The 19,827-nt window shown below is 38.5% G+C and carries 18 protein-coding genes and 4 pseudogenes; all 22 read left to right on the top strand.

The genetic code is table 11. The features are described from left to right. The first annotated feature begins 187 nt into the window (after positions 1–187). Positions 188–694 (top strand): GNAT family N-acetyltransferase, encoded by a 507-nt coding sequence (locus tag NYZ99_RS08365; protein WP_260574833.1) that lies wholly within the window; start codon positions 188–190, stop codon positions 692–694. 243 nt (positions 695–937) lie between these two features. After that, a complete protein-coding gene (locus NYZ99_RS22880) occupies positions 938–1,318 on the top strand; it encodes a 3-keto-alpha-glucoside-1,2-lyase-like domain-containing protein (RefSeq protein WP_420845203.1) in 381 nt (126 codons plus the stop codon). Beyond that, positions 1,216–1,692, top strand: a complete 477-nt coding sequence (locus tag NYZ99_RS08360) for a 3-keto-disaccharide hydrolase (protein ID WP_260574832.1) — start codon at positions 1,216–1,218, stop codon at positions 1,690–1,692. Before NYZ99_RS22880 ends, NYZ99_RS08360 begins: the two co-directional genes overlap by 103 nt. 10 nt (positions 1,693–1,702) lie before the next feature. Continuing rightward, positions 1,703–2,431: a FadR/GntR family transcriptional regulator gene (locus tag NYZ99_RS08355; protein WP_260574831.1), complete on the top strand. Its 729-nt coding sequence runs from the start codon at positions 1,703–1,705 to the stop codon at positions 2,429–2,431. After that, positions 2,428–3,435, top strand: a complete 1,008-nt coding sequence (locus NYZ99_RS08350; protein WP_260574830.1) for a sugar kinase — start codon at positions 2,428–2,430, stop codon at positions 3,433–3,435. The genes NYZ99_RS08355 and NYZ99_RS08350 overlap by 4 nt, the downstream gene beginning before the upstream one ends. After that, complete coding sequence (locus NYZ99_RS08345; protein WP_260574829.1) at positions 3,432–4,055, top strand: bifunctional 4-hydroxy-2-oxoglutarate aldolase/2-dehydro-3-deoxy-phosphogluconate aldolase; 624 nt, start codon at positions 3,432–3,434, stop codon at positions 4,053–4,055. The genes NYZ99_RS08350 and NYZ99_RS08345 overlap by 4 nt, the downstream gene beginning before the upstream one ends. Continuing rightward, the gene (locus NYZ99_RS23200) at positions 4,055–4,270 is read left to right on the top strand and encodes a hypothetical protein (RefSeq protein ID WP_260574828.1); all 216 of its coding nucleotides are present in this window, start codon (positions 4,055–4,057) and stop codon (positions 4,268–4,270) included. Before NYZ99_RS08345 ends, NYZ99_RS23200 begins: the two co-directional genes overlap by 1 nt. Beyond that, positions 4,230–4,865 (top strand): enolase C-terminal domain-like protein, encoded by a 636-nt coding sequence (locus NYZ99_RS23195; RefSeq protein WP_260574827.1) that lies wholly within the window; start codon positions 4,230–4,232, stop codon positions 4,863–4,865. Before NYZ99_RS23200 ends, NYZ99_RS23195 begins: the two co-directional genes overlap by 41 nt. A 19-nt stretch (positions 4,866–4,884) precedes the next feature. Then, positions 4,885–5,115: an enolase C-terminal domain-like protein gene (locus NYZ99_RS23190; protein WP_260574826.1), complete on the top strand. Its 231-nt coding sequence runs from the start codon at positions 4,885–4,887 to the stop codon at positions 5,113–5,115. A 120-nt stretch (positions 5,116–5,235) separates the two neighbouring features. Next, complete coding sequence (locus tag NYZ99_RS08325; protein ID WP_260574825.1) at positions 5,236–6,354, top strand: GntP family permease; 1,119 nt, start codon at positions 5,236–5,238, stop codon at positions 6,352–6,354. Continuing rightward, positions 6,293–6,559, top strand: a complete 267-nt coding sequence (locus NYZ99_RS08320; RefSeq protein ID WP_260574824.1) for a GntP family permease — start codon at positions 6,293–6,295, stop codon at positions 6,557–6,559. The genes NYZ99_RS08325 and NYZ99_RS08320 overlap by 62 nt, the downstream gene beginning before the upstream one ends. Before the next feature lie 2 nt (positions 6,560–6,561). After that, the gene (locus NYZ99_RS08315) at positions 6,562–6,831 is read left to right on the top strand and encodes a hypothetical protein (protein ID WP_260574823.1); all 270 of its coding nucleotides are present in this window, start codon (positions 6,562–6,564) and stop codon (positions 6,829–6,831) included. Next, positions 6,821–7,615, top strand: a complete 795-nt coding sequence (locus tag NYZ99_RS08310; RefSeq protein WP_260574822.1) for an SMP-30/gluconolactonase/LRE family protein — start codon at positions 6,821–6,823, stop codon at positions 7,613–7,615. The genes NYZ99_RS08315 and NYZ99_RS08310 overlap by 11 nt, the downstream gene beginning before the upstream one ends. Before the next feature lie 134 nt (positions 7,616–7,749). Continuing rightward, a pseudogene (locus tag NYZ99_RS08305) lies at positions 7,750–8,606 on the top strand (DnaJ C-terminal domain-containing protein). A gap of 52 nt (positions 8,607–8,658) precedes the next feature. Next, positions 8,659–8,952: a chaperone modulator CbpM gene (locus NYZ99_RS08300; RefSeq protein ID WP_260574821.1), complete on the top strand. Its 294-nt coding sequence runs from the start codon at positions 8,659–8,661 to the stop codon at positions 8,950–8,952. Positions 8,953–9,203: 251 nt separating this feature from the next. Next, entirely contained in the window at positions 9,204–10,652 is a 1,449-nt protein-coding gene (locus tag NYZ99_RS08295) for a BLUF domain-containing protein (protein WP_260574820.1), read from the top strand. Between the two features lie 154 nt (positions 10,653–10,806). Further along, positions 10,807–13,640, top strand: a pseudogene (gene uvrA / locus NYZ99_RS08290) (excinuclease ABC subunit UvrA). 9 nt (positions 13,641–13,649) lie between these two features. After that, positions 13,650–14,336 (top strand): annotated as a pseudogene (locus NYZ99_RS08285) (LOG family protein). Between the two features lie 8 nt (positions 14,337–14,344). Then, the gene (locus NYZ99_RS08280; RefSeq protein ID WP_260574819.1) at positions 14,345–15,640 is read left to right on the top strand and encodes a gluzincin family metallopeptidase; all 1,296 of its coding nucleotides are present in this window, start codon (positions 14,345–14,347) and stop codon (positions 15,638–15,640) included. After that, complete coding sequence (locus tag NYZ99_RS08275) at positions 15,600–16,454, top strand: hypothetical protein (RefSeq protein ID WP_260574817.1); 855 nt, start codon at positions 15,600–15,602, stop codon at positions 16,452–16,454. The genes NYZ99_RS08280 and NYZ99_RS08275 overlap by 41 nt, the downstream gene beginning before the upstream one ends. Positions 16,455–16,481: 27 nt before the next feature. Next, a complete protein-coding gene (locus NYZ99_RS08270) occupies positions 16,482–17,195 on the top strand; it encodes a hypothetical protein (RefSeq protein WP_260574816.1) in 714 nt (237 codons plus the stop codon). Positions 17,196–17,350: 155 nt separating this feature from the next. Continuing rightward, a pseudogene (locus NYZ99_RS08265) lies at positions 17,351–19,766 on the top strand (alpha-ketoacid dehydrogenase subunit alpha/beta). The last annotated feature ends 61 nt before the right edge of the window (positions 19,767–19,827 follow it).

Below are 19,827 nucleotides of genomic sequence, written 5' to 3'. Positions count from 1 at the left end.
ATATCATGCAGGGAGGTGGATGGAAAATTTAGCCGATTGCTCGCTCATAGTGAGATGGGAGATGGTTACAATCAAAAATTTTTTCCACGAACTCTTTTTCGAAAACCCAGTAGATGTGGATGCATCAATTATCCATTTCCTATAATCGTATTAAAAAATTCTGTTTAGGATTTCCTAATTTTAGAATATGCATCCAAGAGTATTATTAAGGGAGCTTAAACAAGAGGACGTCCCCATTATTGCTGAGCTTGCCAACAACATTAAAATCTTTAATAATGTCAGGGACGCATTTGGGCATCCATATACCGAGGAGAATGCGCAACGGTTCTTTGAACATCAGGCCGAAAGCGATACCGAAGTCGTTTTTGCCATTGAGACCGATGGCAAACTTTGCGGACTATGCGGACTGATTCTTCAGGATGATGTGTATGGAAAATCGGCTGAAGTAGGTTATTGGCTCGGAGAGCCTTTTTGGGGTAAGGGCATTGCTACAAGTGCCATTGGATTATTGGTGAGCCATGCCTTTAAAGAGTTTAAATTGATTCGTTTGTATGCCGGAGTTTTCGAGTATAATTCAGGTTCTATGCGGGTATTAGAGAAAGTTGGTTTTGTAAAGGAAGGAATTTCTAGAAAGGCGGTTTTTAAGAACGGTAAGTTTTGGGACGAGCATCGATATGCTGTTCTTAAAATATAATTTTATATAAGTTTAGGGCCGATTTGATTTTCTTAACTATAGGTTCGAATTTGTGATTTGTGATTTGGTATACCCATAATGCCGTACTAAAACATTACATGCCCCTCAAATAGATTTATTGGTGCCCACATTTTTTATTCAAATGATAGCTTTAATAATCATTTTCTAGTTTTATTCCATACATTAGAGGATATAATATCCCTAAAATTTGTTTGTAAAAGGTCGCAATCCTTAGTACTCTAAATGACCAAACCAGATATAGTACAACTAAATAATTTACGTATGAAAGCTACTCGTTACTCTATCCTACTCACAATTTGTTTCTGTTTTTGGAATGGCCTTAGTGCTCAAGATGATAGTTGGATTTCATTGTTCAATGGAGAAAATTTTGACGGATGGAAAGTCGGAAAAAACAGCGATAGCTTTTCTATTGAGGATAACACGATAAAAGTTCAGGGACCTGTAGGCCATCTTTTTTATTCGGGAACGTTGAGAACCACGATTTTAAGAATTTTGAGTTCATGGCAAAAGTCAAAACAATGCCAGGGGCAAATTCACGTATTTACATACACACCACCTATCAGGATGAAGGATGGCCAACTTATGGTTATGAAGTTCAAGTAAACAACTCCCATACAGATTGGAAAAGGACAGGAAGCTTATATGACATATTGGATGTTAAGGAAACCTATGCAAACGATAATGAATGGTATACGGAATATATAAAAGTGGTAGACAATAGGGTCATCGTAAAAATTAACGACATAGTAGTTGTCGACTATACGGAACCATCAACACCAAATAGAAATGAAGGCTCCATACATAGAGTTTTAAAAAGTGGAACCTTTGCGCTTCAAGCTCATGATCCTAATAGCATTGTTTACTACAAAGGACATAATGGTGAAACCACTACCAAACTAGATGTAGATTTAATCATTTTACTATTGAATAATTTGTACGGGAAAGTTTTATATCATAATTTGTATGATGTCTTATAAATAATGGTGTATGTTTCCATCCTTGGGCAATAAAATAGCACTCTCCGAACAAGTAGAAAATGAACTAACTCAAGCCATTCGTAATGGTAATTATCTACCTGGAGGTAAACTGCCTACCGAGAATGAACTTTCGCAAATGTTCAATGTTTCTAGAACCTCTATTCGGGAAGCGGTCAAAAAGATGAGCGCCAAGGGACTGGTTGAAGTTAGAAGGGGTAGCGGGGTTTATGTTCAAGAAATTAGCATAAAGAATACTTCCGAAATCCTGAATATGTTCTTTGAACTTTCCACAGATGAGGATATCATTTCCCAAACAATAAATGCTAGGCTGATTCTCGAACCTTCTTTAGCAGCTAATGCCGCCAAAAATAGGAATGAAAATCAGTTAGAAATTCTTCAAAAAAATTTTGAGGAACTCATAAATTGCCAACTAAGTGAAAAGGATAAAGAAGCTGAAATAGATAATAATTTTCATAGAACCATTTTATCAATATCAAACAATAAAGTCCTCACTTTATTAGTAAGTCCCATTTTCAATCTAATGCCAAAATTTAAAGCTGTAGTATATGCAAAACCGAGGGATGGAGATATGCAAAGGGAAAAGGAAATAATGTTGGCACACCATAAAAATATCCTTGAAGCAATTCAACATAAGGATGAAAATGCCGCCAAAATAGCGATGCAAAAACATATCTTGGAAACAAAGACCAACTATTCTAAATCAATAAAATTAAAATGAGCTTTGTAACATTTGGTGAAATAATGCTTAGGTTGACTCCTTCCCTAAACACTGGAAAAATTCGTACGGCCCATGGTTTTGATGTAAATTATGCCGGTTCTGAATCCAATGTGGCAAGTTCCTTGGCTGTCTTGGGCAATGAAGTTGCATTTATCACCAAACTACCAAAAAATCAATTAGGTGAAGGTGCCCTATCTTCCTTACAATCATATGGTGTTGACACTAGTAGAATCATAAGAGGAGGTCAAAGAATTGGTACTTATTTTATAGAGCTTGGGGCATCTATTAGACCTTCGAGTGTCATTTATGATAGAAAAAAATCGGCCATAAGCGAAATACGGGAAAATGAGTTTGATTGGGATTCCCTTTTAAACAACAAAAAATGGTTATTCCTTTCCGGAATAACCCCTGCCCTATCAAGACAATGTGCGAATGAAACTGCACTTGCAGCTCAAATTGCTAAAAAGAAAGGTGTAAAGGTGGCCTTTGACATGAATTATAGAAGAACCCTTTGGGAGGATGCTTCTGAAGCCCGGAAAATATTCGATCAGATTTTAGAACATACAGACCTTCTTTTTGGGAACATGGGAGCTTTAAATGATGTTTATGGTATAGAAATAAATAAGGGTTCTATTTCTGAAGCAACTCTTGAAGCCATGCATACAGCCTCCAAAAAATTTGATTTGGAAGCTATTGCCTTTACAGTCAGAAATCAGATTTCAGCAAGTAAAAATATACTTTCAGCAATGTATCAAACAAAGTCGCAAACATTTTTAGGAACAGAAATCGACATCGAAGTAAGTGATCGTTTTGGGACAGGCGATGCCTTTGCGGCCGCCTGCTTACATGGATTGAATTTAGAATGGGATTCCCAAAAAACACTAGATTTTGCAACTGCTGCCTTTGCCTTAAAACACACCATATTGGGAGATCAGCATACGAGCAGCGAGGCCGAAATTATCTCCGTAATGAATGGTAATATTAATGGACAGGTGCTAAGATGAAAAAAGAGGAAGTCATCCGGAGAATTAAGAGGGAAAAGATAATTGCCATTGTAAGACTTGACTCCCAGGGACAGGTATCGCCACTAATTAAAATACTGGTCGAGAACGGAATTTCGATTTTGGAAATTACTTCCAATACACCTGGTTTTACAGAGGAGATTTCCAAGGCTAAAAAATCATATCCAAGAACAATCATTGGTGCAGGCACCGTCTTAAATCCTAAGATTGCGGAGGCAGCGATCAAGGCAGGTGCACAGTTTTTGGTGACCCCGAACGTTAATCCGGGGGTAATCAAAATTGCAAAACAACATGCCATCCCGGTGCTTATGGGTGCAATGACCCCAACTGAAATTTACAATGCTATTGAAACTGGTGCGGACTTCATTAAGCTATTCCCAGCTGGTAATTTAGGTGTGGTTTATTTTAAAGCCCTCAAGTCAGTTTTCAACCAAATAGATTTCTTTGCCGTAGGAGGTATAGATACATCCAACATACAAGAATGGCTAACATCGGGGGTCGCGGGTATTGGTTTAGGAAGCGCATTGACAAAAACCAATGACAATTCCCATGGAATCGAAAAAACTATTCAACAAATCCTTCACTTATCAAAAACTCAATAATGGATCAATTACAAATTGAAAGCATTAAATTGTTCAAGGTGCCACCACGTTGGCTTTTTTTAAAGGTCACCACAAAAAGTGGTATCATCGGTTGGGGAGAGCCTGTCATTGAAGGAAAGGCAGATACCGTGTCTGCATGTGTGGAGGAGTTAAAGCAGTATGTCATTGGTAAAAATGCCAATACTATTGAGGACATCTCGGCAGGTATTGTATAGAGGCGGCTTCTACAGAGGAGGTGCGATTTTAATGAGCGCCCTTTCCGGAATAGACCAAGCGTTATGGGATATAAAAGGAAAATACTTAAAAGTTCCGGTATGTGAGTTATTGGGAGGAGCTGTAAGAAACAAGATGAAAATGTACTGCTGGATTGGCGGAGATCATCCTGAGGTCATTTTAAAACAGGCTCAAGAAAAAGTAAACCAAGGTTATAAAGCGGTTAAAATGAATGCTACTGGGGAGATGGAATGGGTCTCCTCATTGAAAGACATAAAAAAGGCATCCCAAAACATGAAGCTATTAAGGGAAGAGTTTGGCTATGAATTGGATATTGGCCTAGATTTTCACGGTAGAGTCCACAAGCCAATGGTAAAAAGATTGATGGACGAGCTAGCGCCTTACGAGCCTATGTTCATCGAGGAACCTGTTTTGTCCGAAAACAATGATGCATTAAAACACATCTATTCATACACCAGCATTCCCATTGCTACCGGTGAACGAATGTACTCACGTTGGGATTTTAAAGATATACTACATCAAGGAATCGTAGATATTATTCAACCGAGACTTAAGCCATGCGGGAGGAATTTCTGAAGTAAGAAGGATTGCAGCTATGGCCGAGGCCTATGACATTGCCTTGGCCCCCCACTGTCCTTTAGGATCTATATCATTGGCTTCTGCCCTACATATTGATTTTGCCTGCCCCAACGCGGTCATTCAGGAGAGTAGCCTGGGAATACATTACAACAAAGGTTATGATCTATTGGATTATCTTAAAAATCCGAAGTGTTACAATTGCAAGATGGATATATTGATATTCTTTCCCAACCAGGATTGGGAATAGAAATCGATGAACAAAAACTCAGGGAAGCCGAAAAAATTGGACATAATTGATCCAACCCCATTTGGAGAAATAAGGATGGCAGTCTTACGGAGTGGTAATAAAGGTTTTATATAATTAACTATGTTATATCTCATTGGATTATTGGTTGCTTTGGTTTTTCTGATAGTTTCTATCGTAAAAATTAAGGTACATCCCTTTTTCAGTCTATTATTGACTTCCATCGTCTATGCATTGATTACCGGAATGGAACCTGATTTAATTGTTGACTCCATTAACTCTGGTTTTGGTGATATTTTAGGTAAAATTGGATTAATCATACTTTTTGGGGTTACCATTGGGACTATCCTGGAAAAATCCGGTGGGGCATTTGTTATTGCTTCCAAAATCCTAAACCTAATTGGTGAAAAGTCCATCCATTTGGCTATGATGTTAACGGGCTATTTCCTTTCTATACCCATTTTTGCGGATAGTGCCTTACTTATGATGAATCCGTTAAATAAGGTTTTGTCAAAAAAGACGGGTATGTCCTATGCCGGTACTACAGCCGCTCTTGCCATGGGTCTAACTGCCTCACATGTGATGGTACCCCCTACCCCTGGCCCGATTGCCGCGGCTGGAATTCTTGGAGCCAACCTTGGCGATGTTATTTTATGGGGACTCATTATTAGCTTTATATCCTTGATACCATGCTATTTTTATGCAAAAAATATTGCTTCCGGAATCAGTATTCCTATACTATTAGAACCTATTACCGACCCCGAAAAAAAACCAGCCCTTTGGAAATCGTTGCTGGCAATTTTAATACCACTGATACTTATCTTGGCCAAATCTGTGATAGAATATCCGGGTATAACAGGACAGGACACTTTTTTTAAAAGAATTATTTCGCTTTTAGGTACTCCTGTGATTGCATTGCTAATAGGGGTACTTTTATCCCTTTTGATTCCCAGGAAATTAGACGAAAGAATATTTTCAAGTACCGGTTGGATAGGAGAATCACTTAAAATAGCCGCTCCTATAATTCTAATTACAGGGGCTGGAGGAATTTTTGGCAAAACCCTGCAAAATTCAGGAATCGCCGAAGTAATTACTACTTCCTTTTCTCGGTTTGCAACTTGGTTTGTTCTTCCCCTTTTTGTTAGCGGCCTGTTTAAAGACAACACAAGGTTCATCAACGGTGGCTTTAGTAACAACGGCTTCTATAGTAGCGCCCTTAATTGGAACATTGGGGCTAAATGATCCATTTTTATTAACAATGACAGTGCTCTCAATTGGAGCGGGTGCTTCCGTGGCATCGCATGTAAACGATAGTTTTTTCTGGGTTTTGACTCAATTGACGGGTATGAACGTTAACCAAGGGTATCAAGTCCAAACCGCAGGTACTTTCATATTCGGAACCAGTGCCATGGTATTTATTTACATTTTCACACAAATCATCCACTAATAATGAAAATTTATTTTCCACTTCTTTTTTTAGGCATCTTGGCAGCATCCTGTAAAGAAAAAAAAGCGACTAAAATCGAATCGACCACTAATGAAGAAAGCCTACATGTGGCTGTAGATAGCATATCCAAGAATTTTCGTATCGAAATTTTGGATGAGGAGGCATTATCATTGCTTAATAAGGATGCAACTATCAAAGTGTTGGCCTCAGGTTTTAAATGGATCAGAAGGTCCTCTATGGATAGAAAATGGCAATTTTCTGTTGTTTTCTGATGTAATGGACAATAAGGTTTATAAATGGAGCGAAGACAATAATATATCAGTTTATCTAGAGCCATCGGGATATACTGGAGAAGGAACTTACTCCAATGAGCCGGGATCTAATGGATTGATTCCGGATGGGGATAAATTAATTATGATGCAACATGGAGATAGACGCGTCGCAAAAATGAAAACGAACTTGGATAAACCGGAATCCAGTTTTAGCACATTGATCGACTCGTTTGAGGGAAAAAAATTGAATAGTCCAAATGACGGATTTTTAGATGCCCACGGTAATCTCTATTTTACGGATCCACCTTACGGCCTGCCCGAACTAATGGAAGATCCGACCAAGGAATTGGATTTTCAGGGAGTCTATTGCCTTATGGCCGATGGAGAATTGAGATTGTTGGACACTCTATCAAGGCCTAACGGTATAGCGCAATCACCGGATGGCAGTACCTTATATGTTGCGGTTTCAGACCCTGCACATGCAGTGTGGTATAGTTACGATATTGAGGAGCCGGGTAATATTTCTAACAAGAACTTATTCTATGATGCTACACAAGAGGTGAATCAGGTAAACCCGAATGGGTTGCCGGACGGTCTAAAAATACATTCCAAAGGCTACTTATTCGCTTCGGATTCTAAAGGTCTATGGATATTTTCACCAACCGCCAAGTTATTAGCTAGAATATATACAGGACAAGCAACTTCCAATTGCGCTTTTAATGCAGATGAAAGCACTCTTTTTATTACTGCGGATGACCATCTATTATCCATTAAATTACAATAGAATTACTGCTTTCTTAGATAATCCCTTGACTTATTGGAATTTACCGAACAAGCTATAAATTGGCTGCAATTGACTAGTTTGGTAAGTGACTTTTAAGTAAATTAAGGGTTGGAAATATTGGAAAATTCCCAAGAATGAATTTTATAGATTATTATGAGGTCTTAGGACTCAATAAATCTGCCACTGAAAAGGAAATTAAGTCCGCTTACAGGAAACTGGCAAGAAAACATCATCCGATTTAAATCCCAACAATTCAGAGGCCGAAGAAAAGTTCAAAAAAATAAACGAGGCACACGAAGTTTTAAGCGACCCTGAAAAAAGGAAAAAATACGACCAATATGGAAAGGATTGGCAACACGCGGAAGAATTTGAAAAGGCCAAATCACAAAGACGTAGTCAACCTTCCGGCGGCGGTTACAGGGAATATACCTACTCCGGCGGTCAAGAAAGTGATTTTTCAGATTTCTTTGAATCCATGTTCGGTGGGGGTGGTGATTTTGGCAGACAACAAGGAAGGACAAAGTTCAGGGGACAGGATTTCAATGCAGAACTTCGCTTAAATCTTTCCGAAGTTAAAGAAACGCATAAGCGCACTCTCACTGTAAATGGAAAAAATATAAGAATTACTATTCCCGCTGGGATTGAAGACGGTCAGACTATCAAAATAAAAGGATATGGCGGGGAAGGAATTAATGGGGAATCTAAAGGTGACCTTTACATTACCTTTTCCCTAGTAAACGACACCCCTTTTAAAAGAGAGGGCGCAAACCTTTATAAGACCATTGAAATTCCATTAACTAAGGCGATCCTAGGTGGGGAAATAGTCATGGAAACCTTAACAGGGAAGGTCAAATTAAATGTAAAGCCAGGAACGCAAAACGGTACTACCGTTAAACTTAAAGGCAAAGGGTTTCCTATTTACAAAAAAGATGGATTTGGAGACCTATACATCTCATACAGCCCAAAAATACCTGAAAGTTTAACCCCGTAACAAGAAAATCTCTTTAAAGAACTGGAGAGGACTAGGTCTTAAATAATAACTCATGGAACAATCTACATTCATATATATAGAAGAATTTTGTACGCACCATAACATTGAGGTTTCGCTAGTTCATCAGCTAGTGGAGTTTGAAATTCTTTCGCTTGAGAAAACGGATGATAGGGAAGTTATTGAAATAAGTGAACTTCCAAAACTGGAAAAAATGGTACGCCTTTACCATGAATTGGAAATCAATCCACAAGGGCTTCACGCGATACACCACCTATTGGAGCAGGTTAACAATTTACAAGAGGAAGTCCTTACATTACGTAGAAGACTAAATAGATTTGAGGATTAATTCTGAAGTACGCCTATTTTCCGTTTTTTACTGTTTTTTATTCAACAACCAAAATTCTTTAACTCATTTGGGATTTAGATAGGAATCTTCCTTAAGTCATTAAGTAATTGAAGAAAGGGATTGACCAAATTTAGTTCCATCTAAAACCTTGTGGGGTTAACAATATCAGTACTTAAGATATATTTAATACTACATAGAATAAAAAATATATTTAATTTTAAGGATTAACTTAACCCTATTTAAACACTAACATGCTCTTCATAGATTTTGAACACCCCTTTGATCAATTAAGGAAATTATCTCTGAGGCTTAATGGCGACTTTAAGGAAAGTCAAGATTCTGCTATACTTACCTTGGATAATGAAGTTGGCAAGGGGAAAATCACTTCCTACAACATATATAATGGCCTCAATGTGAGGGTATATGATGTGTTTTTTAATGAAGAAATTGTTATTAACAAAAAGGAATCAGATTCACTAATTATTTATTTTCTGTATTGTGTAAAGGGGCATATCTACCATAAATTTGAGGGAGAGGGCGAACTAGAAAGAATTAACACCAAACACAATGTCATTTTTTCAAGTTCCCCCAAGGCTACAAACGTCATTGTTTTACCTGCCAAGACCCAAATCAAATTAAGTGTCATCTACTTAAAAAGAAAAAGCCCATCAGCTCCCACTAAAAGAAAAAATCTATTGCAATCGGCCGTTGAGGATATAACCGCTTTCTTAGATAATGGAGAACGAATCAATTATTTTTGTGAAATAAGCCCTTTGACTTCAAAATATGCAAATATCCTAGTAGAGAATAAAAGGACGGATGCCGTTGGCAAGCTATTGGTTGAAGGTGCCGTGGCGAATACGCTGGCATCACAAGTTGAAAACCATGATATGAATAAGGACTCGGTTCAAATCGGGTTAAGTTTGACAAATTCTGAAATCAACAAAATATCTGAAGTAGCGGAACATATCGCAGAACATATTGACCAAACCCTCAATATTGACCATCTTTCGAAAAAATTTGGCTTATCCCCTAAAAAACTTCAGGCAGGTTTTAGACATCTTTTTGGGGAAAGCCTAGGTAATTTTATAACGCATCTACGCCTTGAAAAAGGAAAAGAACTTATTCAGCATACAGACTTGACGATTTCCGAAGTATGTTACAAAATTGGTTTCTCCAGTAGAAGCTATTTCTCAAAGACTTTTTCGGAAAGATTTGGACTACTACCTAGCAAATTCAAGAATTCGCTTTCCTCAAACGATTTGATTTATGAACTAACTTATAAATCTACCATGGCCGATGGTATTTCCGTTGACGATATTGAAGATATTATTGCCGAGGCGGAATCTGCAAACCAAAAACATAACATAACAGGATGTCTTGTTTGTCAAAACAATAATTTCTTTCAACTTTTGGAAGGGCCTAAGTCCAATGTGCTCCGCATATATGATAAAATAAAAAAAGATGCAAGGCATTATGATTTGGAAGTACTTACAAGAAAAATCAATTCCAACCGCTTTTTTCCAAAGTGGAGCATGGCACTGCTATCGGACAGGGATGAGCTGAAACATACTTTTAAGAATAGGGCCATCAACTTAAATCTAGATACTTCAGGAATTGTTGGTAATGACAACGTAAATATCAGCAGTACGGTTTTTTGGAGAAGGGTCCTAAATATGATAAAAGAATATAGAGCCTAGGGGCCAATGAAAGCGAACCAGCTGAATAACCGATTTCCTAATTTATTTTCTATAGAACATCTTATCTATTTAGGCCCTTAATTACTTAAATATAAGTGGCCCTCGGTTCCTGTTTCGGTATCAAAATCGTAATTTTGCCACTTTGCAAAATGCTATGATCAATTACGAAGAAAATATTGAGGTGAAAGGCGCGCGCGTCCATAATCTCAAAAACATTGATGTTACTATCCCAAGGGAAAAACTGGTCGTGATTACCGGGCTTTCAGGTAGTGGCAAGTCTTCATTGGCGTTTGATACGATTTATGCAGAAGGGCAGCGCAGGTATATTGAAACGTTTTCCGCATATGCCCGTCAGTTTTTGGGGGGGTTGGAAAGACCGGATGTGGACAAGATTGATGGCCTATCTCCAGTAATCGCCATAGAGCAAAAAACTACTTCTAAATCTCCAAGATCTACCGTTGGGACCATTACAGAGGTGTATGACTTCCTTCGATTACTTTTTGCCCGTGCAGGGGACGCACATAGTTACAATACGGGTGAAAAGATGGTCAGCTACAGCGACGCGCAAATAAAGGAGTTGATTATTGATGCCTATTATGATAAAAAAATAAATGTACTGGCTCCTATAATCAAATCCGGAAAGGGGCACTACAGGGAATTGTTCGAGCAAATTGCCAAACAAGGATTTGTAAAGGTTCGAGTGGACGGTGAGATCAGGGACATTGTTAAGGGAATGAAGGTAGATCGCTACAAAACCCATGACATTGAAATCGTTATTGATAGGCTAAAAGTTCAAGATGGCGAAGACCTGCAGAAGCGATTGGCGGAAACCATCAATACTGCCATGTACAGCGGAGATAATGTATTGATGGTGCTTGAGGAAGGCTCTGATATTCCAAGATATTTTAGTAGGGATTTAATGTGCCCCACAACTGGTATCTCCTACCCAACTCCCGAGCCCAACACTTTTTCATTCAATTCCCCAAAAGGAATGTGTCCCAATTGTAGTGGTTTGGGCCATGTATATGAGGTGAATGAAGACAAAATATTCCCCAATAAAAAACTCTCCATAAAAAACGGTGGTATAGCACCACTTGGCGAGTATAAGAAATCTTGGGCCTTTAAGCAGATTGAGACCATCGCACAACGTTATAATTTTGAGTTGACGGATCCCATCAATAAAATACCTAAGGAGGCCATTGAAATTCTTCTTAACGGAGGAAATGAAAGTTTTGAAATAGATTCCAAATCCTTAGGCGTTAAAAGAACCTATAAAATTGATTATGAGGGAATATCAAATTTTATAAAAAGTCAGTTCGAACAAGCGGAATCGACTTCGATAAAACGATGGGCCAAAGAGTATATGGACAAAATCAAATGTCCGTCCTGTGATGGTACTCGTCTAAAAAAAGAATCGCTTTACTTCAAAATAGACAATAGGAATATAGCCGAATTGGCCAATATGGACATTGCTGAACTGGCCAATTTTTTTGACGGTCTTGAAAAGACTTTGGAAGGAAACCAGTTAAAAATTGCCGAAGAAATCATAAAGGAAATTCGAACTAGGATTCGTTTTCTTTTGGATGTTGGTTTGGACTACCTTTCCCTGAACCGTAGTTCCAAATCTTTATCAGGTGGTGAGGCACAAAGAATTCGCTTGGCGACCCGGATTGGATCACAATTGGTAGGTGTCCTTTATATTTTGGACGAACCTAGCATAGGCTTGCACCAAAGGGACAATTACCGTTTGATTAAATCCTTGGAGTCATTAAGGGATATTGGAAACTCTGTTATTGTCGTGGAACATGATAGGGATATGATAGAAAGGGCTGACCATGTAATTGACATCGGTCCAAAGGCAGGTAGGCACGGTGGAGAAATTATTTCAGAAGGAACTCCAAAGGACCTAAAAAAGCACCACACACTTACGGCCGACTATATCACTGGGGTTAAGGAAATAATAGTTCCTAAAAAACGGAGAAAAGGAAATGGGGAAAAAATAGTACTATTTGGATGCACAGGGAATAATCTAAAAAACATCACAGTTGAATTTCCATTGGGAAAAATGATTGGGGTAACAGGAGTTTCAGGAAGTGGCAAGTCAACCCTTATAAATGAAACTTTATATCCCATAATGAACGCCCATTATTTTAATGGCGTAAAAAAACCAATGCCCTATAAAAAAATTACAGGGCTTGAACATATAGACAAGGTTATTGACATTAATCAGTCGCCGATAGGCAGAACCCCTCGATCTAATCCCGCTACATATACAGGTGTATTCAGTGAAATTAGATCCCTATTTACCAAAACGCCGAAGCATCCATAAGAGGCTACAAACCAGGTCGATTTAGTTTTAATGTGAAGGGTGGTAGATGCGAAACCTGCCAAGGAGGAGGATTAAGGGTCATTGAAATGAACTTTCTGCCGGATGTCTATGTAGAATGTGAAACCTGTAACGGGAAACGTTTTAACAGGGAGACCCTGGAAATTAGATATAAAGGAAAATCCATTTCGGATGTATTGGAAATGACCATCAACGAAGCGGTTGATTTTTTCGAGGCCATTCCAAAAATTCACAGAAAGCTTAAAACCATAAAAAATGTCGGATTAGGTTATATTTCTTTGGGCCAGCAGTCCACGACACTTTCAGGTGGTGAGGCACAACGGATAAAATTGGCCACCGAACTTTCAAAAAGGGATACAGGAAATACTTTTTATATTTTGGACGAACCGACAACAGGACTTCATTTTGAGGATATTAGGGTACTAATGGAAGTTTTGAACAAATTGGCGGATAAAGGCAATACCGTTTTGGTGATCGAGCATAACTTGGATGTAATAAAAATGGTAGACCACGTTATTGATATAGGATACGAAGGTGGACGTTCCGGTGGTCAGCTCATTGCAGCGGGTACCCCTGAAGAAATATGCAACGTAAAAAATAGCTACACGGCAGAGTTTTTGAGGAAAGAATTAAAACTATAAGGCATACAAATGAGAAACGAAAAACACCACAAAGGGTGGAACGAAATCAAAACCAACGATTCATGGGCCATATTTAAGATAATGGGAGAGTTTGTGAATGGTTTTGAAAAAATGAGCAAAATAGATCCGTGCGTTTCAATCTTCGGTTCCGCAAGAACAAAAGAAGATGGTAAATACTATCAGCTGGCCGTAAATGTATCCAAAAAAATAGCCGAAGCCGGCTACGGTGTTATCACGGGAGGTGGCCCGGGTATTATGGAAGCAGGGAACAGAGGCGCACATTTGGCAGGTGGTACCTCGGTAGGACTCAACATCGACCTTCCTTTTGAACAACATGACAATCCCTATATAGATGAGGACAAAAGCTTGGATTTTGATTATTTCTTCGTAAGGAAAGTGATGTTCGTGAAATACTCACAAGGATTTGTGGTCATGCCCGGAGGCTTTGGAACCTTGGACGAATTATTTGAGGCAATTACGTTGATACAGACCAATAAGATTGGAAAATTTCCTATCATTCTTGTTGGGAGTGATTTCGGAGTGGGCTTTTCGATTGGGTGAAAAATACCATGCTTTCCTTTGGAAATATAAGTCCGAGAGGATTTAGATCTAATTAAAATAGTGGATACGGAAGATGAAGTAGTGGAAATCATCGATGCTTTCTACAAAGGCCACACTTTAAGTCCCAATTTTTAAATTTCAATTTGGAACACCCCTCACTTATTAAGAATTTATTTCTGACCTCATTATTCCTTTTAGTGGGCTGGGGTAGTCATGCCCAATATGAAACCAATCTTACGGTAAGATTGAATGATTTCGCAAAGGAATTGGACATAAAGCAAGAATTTAATTATTACAATGATTCCAACTATAATTTAGGTATTCTCTATTTCAATGATTGGGCCCATGCCTATTCCAACAAAAATACGGGGCTAGCCAAAAGGTTTGCCCAAGAATTTAAAAAGAGCCTTCATTTGGCAAAAGAAAATGAAAGGGGATACACTACCATCATAAGTGCAGTTGATGGGGAATACGAAGGTTTGGAATGGGAACGTACCGAGGAGGACGACATCATAAAATTTAGATTGAACAAACCTCTATCGCCCGGAGAATCGGTAAAACTCATCATTACTTACAAGGTAAAACTTCCTCCCAATAAATTTACGGACTACGGCTATGACAATAGAGGTAACTACTATCTCAAGGATTGGTATTTAACACCAGCTGTATATGATGGAAAATGGCATCTTTATTCCAATAAAAACTTGGAAGATCTTTATACAAACATTACCAAAACTACCATAGATTTTACGTATCCAAAAGGCGTTTTTTTAAATTCCAATTTCAAGGAAAACAAGAAAACGGAAATGAGTAATAGCCAACGTGCGGAGTTGGTAGCAGAAGATCAAAAAGGAGCAGAAATAATTCTAACCGTACAAAACCTATTTACCACACACGTTACACCTCAGATGAAGGTCGTAACCAATATTTCCGCTCCAAGATATGATCCCATTGGGCAGGGAATTTCAATAAATAGAATCACTGATTTTATAGAGCGGAATTTGGGCAAATACCCTCATGAAAAACTATTGGTCAGTGAAATGGACTACAACAAGGACCCGCTCTATGGAATAAACCAATTACCATCTTTCATTAGACCCTATGAACAACAGTTCCAGTTCGAAATGAAATTTTTGAAAACGGCATTGAACAGTATTCTAAGGGAGACCATGTTTTTAGATCCAAGAAAAGAGCAATGGCTGAACAGCGCCATTGCCAACTATCTAATGATTGGGTATGTTGAAGAATTCTATCCGCACCGGACACTATTGGGTAACCTTTCCCGTATTTGGGGAATTAGAAGTTTTAATCTCGCCAAAATGGGTTTCAATGAACAATACCCCTTTCTGTATAATTTGACCGCCAGAAAAAATTTAGACCAGGCGTTGACCACACCTAATGATTCCCTTATCAAGTTCAACCGAGAAAATTGCAAATAAATACAAGGCTGGGCTGGGATTGGCATACTTGGCAGATTACATTGGAAAAGATAAGATAGACGAGAGCATTAAGACGTTCTTTAAATATTATCAGCTCAACAAAGTTAAAATACTGGATTTTGAATCTATCCTAAAAAGGTCTACCGATAAGGACATCAACTGGTTTTTTAGGGAATATGTATCAACGGATAGAAAAATAGATTTTAAAATTAAGAATGTCGACAAAACGGAAGATTCTCTAAGGGTCACTATCAAAAACAAAGAAGGAACAAATGTTCCCATAAGTATGTTCGGATTAAAAAATGACACTTTGGTATCCAAATATTGGTTCAAGGATATTGAGACTTTAGAAACCTTTACGGTACCCAATAATCAAGAGGACAGATTGGTTCTGAATTACGATCAAAAAATACCGGAATTCAACCAACGGGACAACTGGAAGTCCTTAAAAGGGTTTTTGTCCAGTAACAAAAAACTGAAGTTTACATTTTTCAAGGATTCCGAAAACCCATATTACAACCAGGTTTTTTATGTGCCGGTCGTAAATTTCAACATATATGATGGATGGGCACCTGGCATGAGGCTCTATAACAAGACGCTGCTAGAACGACCTTTTGTATATGATTTTGCCCCCTCCTACTCCTTCAGGGAAAAGGCCTTTGTGGGATACGGCAAATTTAATTACAGGAAGTACTTAAGTAAAAGCGGCCTTTATGTCGCCAATTATTCATTGAACGGGTCTACGTCGCATTTTAATGTAAATTCCAGGTATTCCTCCATTACACCAGCAGTGAGTTTTGGATGGCGCCCGTAAGACTTAATTTCCAATAAGAGACAAGTTTTGTCATTTCGATTTGTGAATATTTTCAGGAATTTTGATGAAAGCCTGATTGATTTGGCCAATAATCCGGAAAATCCTGACTACAGTGTTTTCAATGCGAGATACCTTAACAGGGACAATAATATTCTAGACTATAAATCATGGTTTCCGGACTTTCAGTTGGCTGGAAAATTCAGTAAACTTTCCTTTGAATATGAGTATCGAAAACTGTTCCGGAACAACCGGCAATTCAATTTTAGATTCTTTGCAGGGAAGTTCCTTAGCAATAATACCGATTCCAATTTCTTCAGCTTCGCTCTCGACCGCCCCACCGACTATTTGTTTGATTATAGCTATTTAGGACGCTCTGAAGATACGGGTCTCTACAGCCAACAAATTATTATTGCGGAAGGCGGATTCAAATCCTTTTTGGATGAGCGTTACCGATTTTCAGACAATTGGATGGCCACTGTAAATACTAGTTTTAATTTGTGGAGATGGATAGAGTTATACGGTGATGCAGGATTGGTAAAAAATAATGGTTTTAGTGAGAAGTTTGTTTATGATTCCGGTGTACGACTAAACTTGGTGACAGATTACTTTGAACTCTATTTCCCTTTATATTCCAATAATGGGTGGGAAATTTCGCAGCCAGATTACGGTGAAAAAATACGCTTCATTATTACCGTCAGCCCAAAAACACTTACCGGCTTATTTACGCGCAAATGGTTTTGATTTAGATATTTTCAATGAAGTGCCCTCAAAGCATTGGTTTAATGAGAATTTCACAAAATAATTAATTTCAAATAACATTTTCGCAACGGATAAAGCTTAAACCGGATTGCTAAAACGATTTCAATTAGGTATTTTTGTAAAAATTTGAAAAATACATGAAGGTTTCTTCCAAAACGAGCAATGATATATCATTTGAGGATTTTAAAGAACAAATAATTAATGATTATAAAATTGCTTTTTTAAGTAGAACCTGTAGCCTATTAGGTAGAAAGGAAGTTCTTACCGGTAAGGCCAAATTTGGAATCTTTGGGGATGGTAAGGAATTGCCACAACTAGCAATGGCCAAATCCTTTCAAGATGGGGATTTTAGAAGTGGTTATTACAGGGACCGAGACTTTTATGATGGCCATAGGCCAATTAAAACCAAAAGATTTTTTTCACGGACTTTACGCTACAACGGATTTAGAAAAAGAGCCCATGAGTGCCGGTAGACAAATGGGGGGGCACTTTGTAACCTACAGTCTTAATGAAGATGGTAGCTGGAAGGACTTGACAAAACAGAAAAACAGTAGTTCGGATATTTCCTGTACTGCAGGTCAAATGCCTAGGTTACTAGGATTGGCTCAAGCTTCCAAAGTATATAGGGAACTAGAGAATTTAGATAGTTCCAAATTTTCGGATAACGGTAATGAAGTTGCCTGGGGAACCATTGGTAATGCAAGTACAAGCGAAGGTATGTTCGGGAGACCATTAATGCCGCCGGGGTTCTACAGGTACCCATGGTATTGAGTATTTGGGACGATGAATACGGGATTTCTGTACCAGCAAAATACCACACTACAAAAGAGGATATTTCCAAAGTGCTTTCGGGTTTTCAAAGAGATGAAAACAATGAAGGTGTTGAAATTTTAAAGGTGAAGGGATGGGACTACACCGCATTGATGCACACCTACGAAAATGCAGCGGATATAGCCGAGACAGGAACACGTTCCTGTAATCATTCATGTGACGGAACTTACCCAACCACAAGGGCATTCTACCTCAGGTTCACACGAAAGATATAAGGACGATGAACGATTGGCCTGGGAAAGCGAAAATGACTGCAACAAAAGGTTTAGGGAGTGGATATTGGAATCAGGTATAGCTGAAGAGGAAGAACTTTCCAATATAGAAAAGCAGATAAAAAGAACCGTTCGTGAAGCCAAAAAGGAAGCTTGGACAGAATATCTCCAGGAGCATCCGGCTTTGAAAAAGACATTAGTTGAGCTCCTCAATGATGCTGGAAATAAAAGTTCCAACAAGAATTTTATATCGAAAATCAAAAATGACCTAATTGCTATTGATGAACCTGTTAAAAAGGATTTGGCAGTGGCGGCCGTAAAGGCATTGCGTTATCTTTTGGGGGAAAATTCCAATGAAAAGCAAAATTTAGCAAATTGGTTGAACAATTTTCTTTCAGAATCCCAACCCAAATTCAGTTCCCACCTTTATAGCGAAAATGAAAATAGAGCCACAAAAATAAAGGCCGTACCACCAACATACGATTCCTCTAAAGAGGAGAAAGTTGATGGACGCGTACTTCTACGCGATAACTTTGATAAGCTTTTTAATAAGTATCCTAATGCCTTAGTATTTGGTGAGGATACCGGAGCTATTGGAGATGTGAACCAAGGATTGGAAGGCCTACAAGCCAAGTACGGTGAGATACGGATAGCTGATACTGGAATAAGAGAAACAACCATCATTGGTCAAGGTATTGGAATGGCTTTGAGAGGATTAAGACCTATAGCCGAAATTCAATATTTGGACTATATATTTTACACTCTTGCCACTCTAACCGACGATTTGGCAAGTCTTTTATATAGGACTTACGGAAAACAAAAAGCTCCACTCATCATCAGGACTAGAGGACATCGCTTGGAAGGCATTTGGCACTCCGGATCCGAAATGGGCGGTCTAATCCATGTACTAAGAGGAATCTATATTTTGGCTCCTAGAAATATGACCCAAGCTGCAGGATTCTATAATACCTTGATGAAAAGTGATGAGCCTGCCCTAATCATCGAAAGTTTAAACGGATATCGTTTAAAAGAAAGAAAACCAACAAATCTAGGGGAATTTTGCACTCCTATTGGTGTTGTGGAAACCGTAAAGGATGGAACCGACATTACATTGGTCTCTTATGGCTCTACCTTACGAATAGTGGAACAGGCGGCCAAGGAATTACTTGAGGTTGGGATAGATGCCGAAGTTATCGATGCCCGCACCTTGTTACCTTTCGATATTAACGGAGATACCGTAAAAAGTGTTCAAAAAACAAATCGTCTTTTAGTAATCGATGAAGATGTACCTGGCGGTTGCTCTTCCTACCTGTTGACGGAAATCATTGAAAGACAAGGAGCTTATAGATATTTGGACAGCGCCCCTCAAACCCTTACGGCGCAGGCACACAGGCCGGCCTATGGCAGTGACGGCGATTATTTTTCCAAACCTAATGTGGAAGACGTTTTTGAAAAGGTATATGCCATTATGAACGAAGCCAACCCCCAGGATTATCCACCGCTTCGTTAGTATTGTATTTTTATTACTTAAGTCTTCTCCGCCACTTTCATCCATTAAAAGGTAATTTTTT

Origin of the sequence: Maribacter litopenaei (assembly GCF_025244665.1) — a bacterium.
Classification (GTDB): Bacteria; Bacteroidota; Bacteroidia; order Flavobacteriales; family Flavobacteriaceae; genus Maribacter; species Maribacter litopenaei.
Note: the sequence above shows the minus strand (reverse complement) of the source record. Positions and strands in the feature narration are given on the sequence as shown.